Origin of the sequence: Bradyrhizobium sp. DOA1, from assembly GCF_001593325.1 — a bacterium.
Taxonomy (GTDB): Bacteria; Pseudomonadota; Alphaproteobacteria; order Rhizobiales; family Xanthobacteraceae; genus Bradyrhizobium.
Genome location: NZ_JXJM01000001.1, coordinates 1395147 through 1405126, shown reverse-complemented (window position 1 = coordinate 1405126; position 9980 = coordinate 1395147). Strand labels below are relative to the sequence as shown.

At 64.7% G+C, this 9980-nt stretch carries 14 protein-coding genes; 2 read left to right on the top strand and 12 right to left on the bottom strand.

Annotated elements, in window-relative coordinates:
* Positions 1-73 precede the first annotated feature (73 nt).
* From SE91_RS06510 to SE91_RS06490, 5 genes are read right to left on the bottom strand one after another with little or no spacing between them, the layout of a single operon-like run.
* A complete protein-coding gene (locus tag SE91_RS06510; protein ID WP_063921289.1) occupies positions 74-613 on the bottom strand; it encodes a hypothetical protein in 540 nt (179 codons plus the stop codon).
* Between the two features lie 43 nt (positions 614-656).
* Positions 657-1454: a molybdate ABC transporter substrate-binding protein gene (locus tag SE91_RS06505; RefSeq protein ID WP_061846994.1), complete on the bottom strand. Its 798-nt coding sequence runs from the start codon at positions 1452-1454 to the stop codon at positions 657-659.
* Positions 1454-2281, bottom strand: coding sequence for an ABC transporter substrate-binding protein (locus tag SE91_RS06500; protein ID WP_061851010.1), 828 nt, complete (start codon positions 2279-2281; stop codon positions 1454-1456). The genes SE91_RS06505 and SE91_RS06500 overlap by 1 nt, the downstream gene beginning before the upstream one ends.
* A gap of 19 nt (positions 2282-2300) precedes the next feature.
* Positions 2301-3023, bottom strand: a complete 723-nt coding sequence (locus tag SE91_RS06495; protein ID WP_061851011.1) for an ABC transporter ATP-binding protein — start codon at positions 3021-3023, stop codon at positions 2301-2303.
* 2 nt (positions 3024-3025) lie between these two features.
* Positions 3026-3718 carry an ABC transporter permease gene (locus tag SE91_RS06490; protein WP_061846993.1) on the bottom strand — a complete coding sequence of 231 codons (693 nt, stop codon included), beginning with the start codon at positions 3716-3718 and terminating at the stop codon, positions 3026-3028.
* A gap of 73 nt (positions 3719-3791) precedes the next feature.
* On the opposite strand from SE91_RS06490, the gene SE91_RS06485 reads away from it, so the two are divergent.
* Positions 3792-4676, top strand: coding sequence for a substrate-binding domain-containing protein (locus SE91_RS06485; RefSeq protein ID WP_061846992.1), 885 nt, complete (start codon positions 3792-3794; stop codon positions 4674-4676).
* A gap of 31 nt (positions 4677-4707) precedes the next feature.
* On the opposite strand, the gene SE91_RS06480 is transcribed toward SE91_RS06485, so the two are convergent.
* The 4 genes from SE91_RS06480 to SE91_RS06465 are packed head-to-tail and all read right to left on the bottom strand — an operon-like array spanning position 4708 to position 7025.
* Complete coding sequence (locus tag SE91_RS06480) at positions 4708-5118, bottom strand: cupin domain-containing protein (protein ID WP_061851009.1); 411 nt, start codon at positions 5116-5118, stop codon at positions 4708-4710.
* Positions 5119-5150: 32 nt separating this feature from the next.
* Positions 5151-5603, bottom strand: coding sequence for a carboxymuconolactone decarboxylase family protein (locus SE91_RS06475; protein WP_061846991.1), 453 nt, complete (start codon positions 5601-5603; stop codon positions 5151-5153).
* Positions 5604-5653: 50 nt separating this feature from the next.
* The gene (locus SE91_RS06470) at positions 5654-6187 is read right to left on the bottom strand and encodes a YkgB family protein (protein WP_082813678.1); all 534 of its coding nucleotides are present in this window, start codon (positions 6185-6187) and stop codon (positions 5654-5656) included.
* A gap of 28 nt (positions 6188-6215) precedes the next feature.
* Entirely contained in the window at positions 6216-7025 is an 810-nt protein-coding gene (locus SE91_RS06465) for an SDR family NAD(P)-dependent oxidoreductase (protein WP_061846990.1), read from the bottom strand.
* 116 nt (positions 7026-7141) lie between these two features.
* Between SE91_RS06465 and SE91_RS06460 the strand changes: the two genes are divergently transcribed.
* Positions 7142-8074 (top strand): LysR family transcriptional regulator, encoded by a 933-nt coding sequence (locus tag SE91_RS06460; protein ID WP_061846989.1) that lies wholly within the window; start codon positions 7142-7144, stop codon positions 8072-8074.
* Positions 8075-8178: 104 nt separating this feature from the next.
* On the opposite strand, the gene SE91_RS36040 is transcribed toward SE91_RS06460, so the two are convergent.
* From SE91_RS36040 to SE91_RS06450, 3 genes are all read right to left on the bottom strand, one after another.
* Complete coding sequence (locus tag SE91_RS36040; RefSeq protein WP_156489493.1) at positions 8179-8349, bottom strand: hypothetical protein; 171 nt, start codon at positions 8347-8349, stop codon at positions 8179-8181.
* Positions 8350-8480: 131 nt separating this feature from the next.
* On the bottom strand, positions 8481-9251 hold the full coding sequence (locus tag SE91_RS06455) for a sulfite exporter TauE/SafE family protein (RefSeq protein WP_061846988.1): 771 nt from the start codon (positions 9249-9251) through the stop codon (positions 8481-8483).
* Positions 9248-9980, bottom strand: a 733-nt coding sequence (locus tag SE91_RS06450) for a tRNA nucleotidyltransferase/poly(A) polymerase-related protein (protein ID WP_502687129.1), incomplete at its 5' end; no start/stop codon positions are given. The genes SE91_RS06450 and SE91_RS06455, both read right to left, overlap by 4 nt.

Genomic DNA, 9980 nt, shown 5'->3' with positions numbered 1-9980 from the left:
CCCCNCCCCCCGCGCGATTCAAATGCCGGCCCTATCAGAACCGATCATTGATGCCGCCGAGGAGAACCAACGCTCAGTGAGCCGGGCCGACCACGATCGAAATGACCTCGACCGAGGCGCCGCTGATCTGGAGCACGATTGGACTTGACGCAACGTCGAAGCGAATGGACTTCCTCAATCCCGCGCAATCACTCCGGCCGGTGCTCCCGATCGACCGCGCATAGCCGCCGTTCTGCACGACATCGACCCAGGCCTCATCGGACAGGTTCACTTGATACACACCCGCGTGCGGCGGCGCCGGAAGGCGAACAATGCCCCCGCGCACGTTCTCTATGCGAGACTTGCGTTCCGGCTGCATCACGAAGTCGGCATCCGCGGACGGACGCAGGAGCAGCCTGAAAGCTTCGCCCGCGCGAGGTTCGATGGACGCTCCGGACGCAAGGGCCGGCTGGCTCTGCGCGGTCATCGCTTCGCGCTCTTGCATGACCGGCCAGGCGAATTTGCCACAGCCATCTTCGGCCAGAGCGGTGCCCGTCCAAACATAGAATGCAAGAGCAGAAGCGAGCGGAAGGCGCTTCCTCGATCTGCTTCGGGCTCGACGCTGGTTGTCCATTCTTGCGATCCGCCTTACGAGATAGTCCAATCGATATCGACCTTCACCTTTGCCCGGGCGCGAAGCCGTGGCGCGTTAGAATGTTCTGCCCGGTCGGCGATAGGATGAATTGCGCGAAGCGCTCGGCCGCAGAGGACGCACCCGCGACCACCGTCAGACCATAATCGGAACCGACGGCCAAATTTTCGGGCAGTTCCACGATCTGCTGATCCGGGCTTTGCTTTTGCGCCTCGCGGGCAGCGGTGCAATACGCAAGGAAGATGTCCGCGCGTCCCTCCGCGACATGCCAGCCATAAGCGTTTCGACCGGCCGGCGGGGCCGCGCTGCTTGCATTGCCCGTAAGCTGCAGCGCCTTGTTTTCCAGTACGGCTTGCGCCCCGGCCCTGCTTTGCTCGGCCTTGACGAACACCTGAAGCGCATAGTCCCCCGCCGGGTCGGCGTTCGGCGTCGAGGTGCCGAGCTTGATCGCCGGGTCGAGCATCCGATCGAGCACGCTTGCGCTATCGACCTTCAGCCCGGGCCTGACCAATGCGCACAGCCGATTGCGCGCGAACAACATCACGGGTCCGCTCCTCTTCGCGGCACTCAGCGCCTGTGGATGCACCATGTTGGCCGAACCGAACACGTCGGCCTTGGCGCCTGCGGCAATCTCATCCTTCAAGAGACCTGAGGGGCCATACTTGGTCTCGACCCCGGTGCCGCTCTCCGCCTCGAACGCCTTCGCCATGTCGGTCAGCGCGGCGCGAAGACTGCCCGCCGCATACAGTCGAACGGTCTCGGCGCGGGCTTCCGCCGCCATGGCAATCACGGCCAGGATCGCGACTGAGACCGTTGCGCGCATCACGCGCCCGGATCGCTTGCGTTAGCATAGAAGAGTTGCTCGCCGTTGATCTTGTAGTCGGTGATGGCTTTCTGTCCTTCCGGCGAAACAAGCCAATCAATGAACTGCTGGCCAAGCTCCTGCTTCACGTTCGGGTGCTTCTGCGGGTTCACAAGGATGACGCCGTATTGGTTGAACAACCGCTTGTCCCCTTCAACGACGATCGCAAGCGGGCCACGGTTCTTGAATGAAAGCCACGTGCCGCGGTCGGCGAGCACATAGGCATTGGACGCCGAGGCGGCGTTGAGCGCAGCGCCCATTCCCTGCCCGATCTCCTTGTACCAGGCGCTCTTGTCCTTCGCGATGTCGATGCCGGCAGCATTCCAGAGATTGAGCTCCGCTTGATGCGTACCCGATCTGTCGCCTCTCGAGATGAATGCGACGCCCTTCTCCTTGATCGCCTTCAGGGCCGCCACGATATCTTTCGTGCCTTTGACGCCCGCCGGGTCGCTCTCGGGTCCGATCAGGACGAAATCGTTGTACATCACCGGGTAGCGCTTCACGCCGGCCCCTTCGGCCACGAACTTTTCCTCGGCCGGCTTGGCATGGACGAATACGACATCGGCATCACCGCGGCGGCCGGTATCGAGCGCCTGTCCCGTTCCCTGAGCGACCACCCTCACGGCTATCCCGGTCTTGTCCTTGAAGAGCGGCAGGATGTGGCCGAACAGGCCGGAGTCCTGGGTCGATGTCGTCGAGGCGACGACGATCGACTTCTCCTGTGCAAAGGCGGGACCGCCCAGCACAACACAGGCGGCGATCGCAATGAGGTGGCGGCGGCTCAGCATTTCCATTTCTCCGTCTCGATCAGATGACTAGTTCTCCGGCGACGAACTTCCTCGCCTCGGCCGTTTCAGGCGCGGTGAAGAAAGACGACGCAGCGGCCGTTTCGATAACGCGGCCGCGATGAAGCATGACGATGTCACCAGCCAGCCGGCGGGCTTCGCCGATATCATGGGTCGACATGACCACTTTGATCCCGCGTTCGCTGACGGCGCGGATCACATCCTCGACGGCTTTGGTCGCAGCCGGATCGAGGCTCGCAGTGGGCTCGTCGAGGAATAGGACGGCGGGATCACGGACGAGCGCGCGCGCCAGCGCGAGCCGCTGCTGTTCACCACCGGACAACCGGCGGGCAGGACGGTCGGCAACGTGGTCGAGCCCGACGAGCCCGAGAACCTCGCTGGCGCGTCGCTTCCATTCTGCGCGCGGCAGGCCCGCAACGCGCAAGGCGTAACGGATATTGCCGCTCGCACTCCGCCTGAGCATGACCGGGCGCTGGAACACGATGGCACGCCGCAACGGTGCAACATCGATCCGGCCACCCCAGGTGATGCGCCCGCGTGTCGGCGACACCAACCCCATGGCCGCGCGCAGCAGCGTCGTCTTTCCGGCGCCGTTCGGGCCGACGAGGACGGTCGGCGCGCCCGCGGTCAGATTCAGGTCGATGCCGTCCAGGATGGTCAATGGACCAACCGAGAAGGTCACCTTCTCGAATCGAATCGGAAGCTCGGTGGACGGCGCACGCATGCCTATCCCGCCCATCGCTCGCTCGCGCGCCGTGCCGTCCACGCGAGAATGTTGACGGCGAGCACGATCGTGATCAGCACGATGCCGAGGCCGACAGCGAGAGGCAGATCGCCTTTCGAGGTCTCCAGCGCGATGGCGGTCGTCATCGTGCGGGTGAACCCGTCGATGTTGCCGCCGACGATCATGATGGCGCCGACCTCCGCCGCAGCCCGGCCGAACCCGGCGAGCAACGCGGTGATGAGGCTGAAGCGCGCGTCCCAAACCAGCGTCGCCACCCGGCCCACCGGACCGACGTTCATGGCCGTCAACTCGTCCCGGTATTCGCTCCAGAGATCCTCGATCGTTTGCCGCGTCAGCGCGGCAATGATCGGGGCGACCAATATCGTTTGCGCGACGACCATCGCGGCGGGGGTGAACAACAGCCCCCATGACCCCAGCGGCCCCGAACGCGAGAGCGCGAGAAAAACGCCGAGCCCGACCACCACGGGCGGCAGCCCCATCAGCGCGTTGAGGAGGACAATGGTGGCCTGCCGGCCGGGGAACCGGGTGAGCGCGAGAAGTGCCCCAAAGGGCACGCCGAGGATGGCTGCAAGTGCAACGGCGGACAGGCTGACCGCCAGCGAGAGCCGCACGATCGCGAACAGCGCCGGATCTCCGGCAAGCACAAGGTCGAGGGCGGACGCATTCTCGGGCATATGCAATATTGCGCCGATTGTCCCGATATGGTCAAATTCGGAATAGTTTCATGAATCTGCAGGTGTATTCCGGATGCGTGAGCTACTCACGACTGAGGAGGCCGCTGAATTCCTCCGCCTTTCGGAGCGCAAGCTCTACGAGCTGGTGGCGAAGAACGCCGTGCCATGCACCAAAGTGACAGGCAAATGGCTGTTCCCGCGCGCCGCGCTCAACCGATGGCTGACCGCCGGGATGTCTCCTACGGCGATATCGCGGGAGCCGGCGCCGCCGATCGTCGGCGGCAGTCATGACCCGCTGCTGGAATGGGCGCTTCGGGAAAGTGGCTGCGGATTGGCAAGCCTTCCGGAAGGCAGCGGAGAAGGTATGCGGCGGCTGACTGGCGGCGAGATCATGATGGCCGCAATCCATCTTCACGCCCTCGATGAGGACGGCGAGCAAACCAATATTGCCCGGGTCGCCGATACCCAAGACCTGAGCGACGCGGTCGTCATCGCTTTTGCCCGGCGCGAGCAAGGCTTGGTCGTCGCACCGGGCAATCCGCTGAAGCTTGGCGATCTTGCCTCCGTCGCAAAGTCCAGAGCGCGCCTGGCGCAGCGCCCGCGCGGCGCCGGCGCGCAGCTTCTCATGATGACCTTGCTCGCACGCGAGGGCGTTGCCATCGGTGAGCTCGCGCTGCAGCAGCCCGTTTGCGCAACCGGAGATGAAATCGGCCACGCCGTGCGCGCGGGAAAAGCCGATTGCGGAATTGCGACCCGATCCGTTGCGCGCACGGCGGGGCTCGATTTCGTGCCGCTGACGTGGGAGCGCTTCGATCTTGCCCTGAGGCAGCACGATTATTTCCTGCCGCAGCCGCAGCGGCTGTTCGGCTTCTTTCGTTCAGCTTCGTTCAACGAAAGGGCCAAAGAACTGGGCGGCTACGACATCACCGATATCGGCAGTGTCCGGCTGGTGAACTGAGCTCGCAAGCTCCTGGGCCGCATGTGACGCATCACTGCCCGAGCGTGAGCAGCGGCTTGCCCTTCTCGACGATGTAAGTCGCGAGCTCCGCCGCGTTGCCGGTGCCGACGTTCCTCACCGCGTGGTTGGTCCCATGCGGAATGAGCAGCACGTCGCCGGCCTTGAGCACCACCGGCGCTCTGCCGTCGAGCCGATATTCGAGCTCGCCTTCGATGAGATAGACGAGCTCTTCACCGGGATGGCTGTGCCTGGCAGCGTCCACGCCGGGAGCAAAGTCCACGCGCACCTGGATGACCTCACGTCCGGGGATGCTCAGATTCTCCCTCATGAGATGAGTGCGCTTGATGTCTCCAAGCGAGGGTTCGGCGGCCTGGGCGCCGAGCGGAGCCCAGAGGGCCGCGGCGATCAGCGCCGCGGCCGCGATTCTCGGATGCGATTTCATGGCAGGTGCCTTTCGTTGCAAGAACTGGGTCATCACGCGGCAATCGCCGGAGGTGTCGCGCGGAAACTGATGGCCATGCGGTTGTAGGCGTTCATCAGGCTGATCGCGATGGTGAGGTCCACGAGCTCGCGCTCGTCGAAGACGGCGCGCGCGGCCTGGTAGGCCTCCTCGGGCACGTTGGTCTCCGCAACGCGCGTGACCGTCTCGGTCCATGCAAGGGCAGCGCGTTCGCGCTCATCGAAGAGAGCGCCAGCCTCACGCCATGCCTGAAGCAGCGCGAGCTTCTCGATGCCGACGCCCTTCTTGAGCAGGTCGCGCGTATGCGTGTCGAGGCAGTAGGCGCAATTGTTGATCTGCGAGATGCGCAAATAGACCAGTTCGACCAGCGTTGCCGGCAGCTTGCTCTGCGTGACGTAGCCATAGACGCCGCCCAGCGCTTTCAAGCCTGCCGGTGCGATCTGGTTGTAGTCGAGACGCTTGCTCATTGTCGTGCTCCTTGATGCGTTGTTGAATGTCCGGATTTCGATCCGGGTGCTCATTTGCGAATGACCGACTTCAGCGAGTCGACGAAGATCCATAACGAGGCGGCGAACAGGCCGACGTCTTTCAGGAGGAATTGTCCCGGCGCCACGGTGATCGCCGGCACGCCGAGCTCCGGCACCACGACGCCCGGTGTCGAGACCATGAAGCTGACGGTGGTGACGAACAGTCCGGCCGAGAGCAGACCGCCGGCCACTGAGAACAACGGGCTCGCCAGCCGCAGGGCGATCAAAAGGCCGATGCTCAGTTCGACGAAGCCGAGGAAGGTGGAGAAGCCGCGCACCGAGAACACGGCATAGAACCAGCTCAGCAACGGGCTGTTCTCCACCAGCGGCACCAGCCCCTGGGCTTCGTAGTCGGTGAACTTCATGCCGCCGAACCAGGCGTAGATGATCGCAAGCGACACATAGAGGCCGATGCGGCTGACCGGCTCGGCGTAGACGATCAGGCGTTCGGCCTGGTCGCGCCAGCGGATGGTGAAGCCCAGCGTGATGGGCGAGATCGGCAGCTCAGTGATGATGCGTGACATCGTTATCTCCATTCTTTGTGTGGGGGGCTTACGCGTTGACCGGCGTGTGCAGATTGTAGCGAGGGGCAGGAATGGCGCTGGACAGCTTGTCCGTCATGGCAAGACGCGCCGTCTCGTGGCGGTCCCACTCCGACTTGTCCGCCAGCGAGGGGATCGTCACGGTCTCACCGAGGTCGAGGCCGGCGAGCGCCGCATCGACCATGTCATCGGCCGACATCACGATGGCTGCCGGCAATTGGTGAACCGGGGTGCCGGCGACGTCCCAGAACTCGGTCGCAGTGGCACCCGGCAGCACCGCCTGCACACGAACGCCCTTGCCGGCGAGCTCGTGAACGAGCGACTGGCTGAAGGCGAGCACGAAGGCTTTGGTGCCGCCATAGACGCCGTTCAGCACCTCCGGCGCGATCGCGACGATGGACGCGATGTTGATGATGGTGCCGTGGCCGCGCGTGACAAATCGGGGGGCCGCTGCGTAGGTCAGCCGCGTCAACGCGCCGACGTTGAGGTGGATCATGTCCGACATCTTCTCGACGTCGGACGCCACGAGCGGAGCGGCGGAGCCGACACCGGCGTTGTTCACCAGCATCGAGATGCCGGCATTGTCTTTCAGGATCTGCTCGACGCGCTGCAGGTCGGCGGTCGACGTGAGGTCGGCCTCGACCGTCTCCACCTGGCGTCCGGTCTCGTTGGCGAGTCGGCGCGCCAGCGATGCGAGGCGCTGTCGGTTGCGCGCGACAAGAATGAGATCGTAGCCGCGCTTGGCGAGGCGATCGGCATAGATGGCGCCGATGCCGGTCGATGCGCCCGTGATGAGGGCCGTGCCTTGGGTCTGGGTCATGTCCGTCTCCGTTGGTTGGCTGACGTCGTGGCGTCGCGGAGAGGAATAGGCCCTTCCGAAATCGGTGGGTATCTGGCAAAATCGAGATGCATCCTTCCAAAAAATGGAAGTGACGAATGGATCGTCTCGAGGGCATGTCGATCGTGCTGGCCGTCGCGGAGGCCGGAAGCCTGTCGGCGGCGGCCCGGCGTCACAAAATGCCGCTGGCCACGGTGAGCCGGAAAGTCTCCGAGCTGGAGGCGCATCTGCGCACCAAGCTGTTTAACCGGTCGAGCCGCGTGCTGGTCCCGACCGATGCAGGGCGCTCCTACATCGCTGCGGCCAAGCGGATCCTTGCCGATGTCAGCGAGGCCGAACGCGTCGCGTCCGGCGAGTACACGACGCCCCGCGGAGATTTGAGCGTCACGACCTTGGTCGCGCTCGGCCGCCTCTGCCTGCAGCCGATCCTGGCGGAATTCCTGGCGGCATTCCCCGAAGTGGATGTTCAGCTCAACCTGCAGGATCGCACAATCAATCTCCTGGACGAGCATATCGACGTCGCGCTTCGCGTCGGCGATCTCGCCGACAGCAGCCTGATCGCCGTGCGCGTCGGGGTAATCCATCGCGTGGCCTGTGCCAGCCCGGCCTATCTGAAAGCGCGCGGGACGCCGAAGGCGCCCGACGATCTCTCCGTGCACGACTGTGTGAGCTATCCGCCGATGCAGTCGCCGACGACGTGGCGGTTCAGGCGCGAGGGGACCGAATATGCGGTGCCGGTACGCTCACGCTTCGTCGCGAGCAGTCTCGAATCCGCCGCCGATGCCGCGCGCGCGGGCATAGGGATCACCGTCGCATTCTCGTATCTGGTCGCCGATTCCGTGAAATCTGGCGAGCTGGTGCCGCTTCTGCAGGACTTTCAGCCGCCGCCGCAACCCGTCAGCTTCGTCTATTCGCCCAACCGCTTCATGCCAGCCAAATTGCGCGCTTTTCTCGACTTTGCCTCACCGCGCGTCAGGGCCCGCCTCTCCGACATTCCCAAGGAATTGCTGCCGCCGCGAACGCGGCAATAGCGCAGAACGGGAGGAATTTAAGGCCGGGGGTGGAGTCAGACTGCCTCACGAAACAGAGCTCAACAAGAGCGTCGGTCTTGTGCCATCGTCAAACGCGACGCGGCTCAGCTGTTTCTGGCTTGAACAAGACTCTCTTCGTTGTTCGCCAGATCATCATAGGAATCGGCGATCTTCTGATACTGACCCCGAGCGGTTTCGTCGGCCATCAGTTCGGACTTGGCTCGAAACTCTTCCGCCTGATCGCGATACCGCTTTGCCTGGGCTTCGTGATCCATGATGCTCCTCCTGCCAGGATGCTAACCCAGGGGTGTTAGATTGGTTCCCCGCAATATTTTGCTTATCCGAAGACCTGACCTGCCGTGGCGCCTGAGTTCGCGGCTCGTTCCGCAGCCCGGACGTGGCGGAACTACGCCATCACCTGCCTCGCCGCCGCCGAGATCATCACCAGCCCGCCGGTGATCACCGCGGCGTCGAGGATCGCGGCGTGGATGTGCACCGGCATCCGTTCGACGAAGGCCTTTGCCAGGAAGGCGCCGGGGACGGCGACGGCGCCGATCAGCAGCGCGAAGGCGAGCACCTGCGCGGTCACCGCGCCGGCGAGACCGAACACGGAGATCTTGATGAGGCCAGTGCCGAGCGAGATCATCGCGTCGGTCGCGATCACGGCGGCGCCTTCGAGGCCTGCCGCCATCAGGAGCGAGAGCAGGATCACGCCGGAGCCTGAGGTGCCGCCGACCAGCACGCCGTAACCGACCGAGCCGGCGGCAAGGCCGCCATCGCCGATCCTCACCTGTCGGCGGCGGAGCACGCGGCGCAGCGGCACGCTCAGGATCAACATGGCGCCGATCACGAGTGCGGCGCCCGCATTGGTGAGACGCGTGTAGCCGTAAGCACCGAGCGCCGTCGTCAGCGCCGCGCAGGCGAGCACGATCAGCGCGCGGCGGCGATCGGCATAACGGATGTAAGCGAGTGCACGGCTGGAATTGGTGAGCATCGCGGAGATCGCGATGATCGGCACGACCGGTTCGGCGCCGACCAGCGGCACCAGCACCAAAGGCATGAGGGCGCCGGTGCCGTAGCCGGCGAGACCACCGATGATCGAAGCGAACAACGCCATCATTGCGACCAGCAGGAGCTGGAAAATCGAGATGTCGGCGAAGCCTGAGACGATGGTCAATTTCTCTCATCGCGGCTGATGCGAGCCGCAGCTTGATCGGCGATGGCAGCGAGCGCGGCTTGCTCTAGTGGAAAATCCGCCGCGAGCCAAGCGTCCTCGGCGAGCGTCAGCACATGTCCGAGCGCGGGTCCTTCGGCGAGACCGCGCGCGATGAAGTCGGCGGCCTTCAGCGGAAATTTCGGTGCAGTCCAGCGCTGCGGCAGCTCGGCAAGCGCTCGCCATCGCGTCGAAGTGACGTCGCCGCCGGCGCGCGCCCAGCCCAGCAACACGCGATCGTGATAGGGCTCCGCACCGAGCCGGTAGAGCAGCCGCCGTGCATTGGCCTCGTCCTTGGTGGCGAGACGCCACCAGCGGTGTCCCATCGAATCCAGCGCCTTGATCTCGGCATTGGAGAGTCTCAAGCGCGCGGCGAGGCGCTTGGCATCCTCGGTCACAGCGACCGACAGCGCGGCGAGGCGCCGCGTGCTGCTGGCGGCGAGGCCGAGCTCGCGCTCGATCGCGATCATCGCCGACAGCGGTCCGGTGTAGACGACGCCGCCGGTCAGCGCTTGCAGCAAGCCACCCTCGGCCATCGCCAACACGGCCGCAGAGGCACCGCCCGCGACCAGCAGCTTGAGCATCTCCATGCGCACCCGTTCGGCCGAGAGGCTGGCAAGTCCCGCGCGTCCCCGGATGCAGGCGAGATAGCCGTCGCGGTCGGGTTCGCCGGCACCGAAAGCGGCGTGGATG

Coding starts and splice junctions, on each gene's coding strand:
- SE91_RS06510 (WP_063921289.1), bottom strand. CDS start 613: ATGGACAACCAGCGTCGAGCCCGAAGCAGATCGAGGAAGCGCCTTCCG.
- SE91_RS06505 (WP_061846994.1), bottom strand. CDS start 1,454: ATGCGCGCAACGGTCTCAGTCGCGATCCTGGCCGTGATTGCCATGGCG.
- SE91_RS06500 (WP_061851010.1), bottom strand. CDS start 2,281: ATGCTGAGCCGCCGCCACCTCATTGCGATCGCCGCCTGTGTTGTGCTG.
- SE91_RS06495 (WP_061851011.1), bottom strand. CDS start 3,023: ATGCGTGCGCCGTCCACCGAGCTTCCGATTCGATTCGAGAAGGTGACC.
- SE91_RS06490 (WP_061846993.1), bottom strand. CDS start 3,718: ATGCCCGAGAATGCGTCCGCCCTCGACCTTGTGCTTGCCGGAGATCCG.
- SE91_RS06485 (WP_061846992.1), top strand. CDS start 3,792: ATGCGTGAGCTACTCACGACTGAGGAGGCCGCTGAATTCCTCCGCCTT.
- SE91_RS06480 (WP_061851009.1), bottom strand. CDS start 5,118: ATGAAATCGCATCCGAGAATCGCGGCCGCGGCGCTGATCGCCGCGGCC.
- SE91_RS06475 (WP_061846991.1), bottom strand. CDS start 5,603: ATGAGCAAGCGTCTCGACTACAACCAGATCGCACCGGCAGGCTTGAAA.
- SE91_RS06470 (WP_082813678.1), bottom strand. CDS start 6,187: ATGTCACGCATCATCACTGAGCTGCCGATCTCGCCCATCACGCTGGGC.
- SE91_RS06465 (WP_061846990.1), bottom strand. CDS start 7,025: ATGACCCAGACCCAAGGCACGGCCCTCATCACGGGCGCATCGACCGGC.
- SE91_RS06460 (WP_061846989.1), top strand. CDS start 7,142: ATGGATCGTCTCGAGGGCATGTCGATCGTGCTGGCCGTCGCGGAGGCC.
- SE91_RS36040 (WP_156489493.1), bottom strand. CDS start 8,349: ATGGATCACGAAGCCCAGGCAAAGCGGTATCGCGATCAGGCGGAAGAG.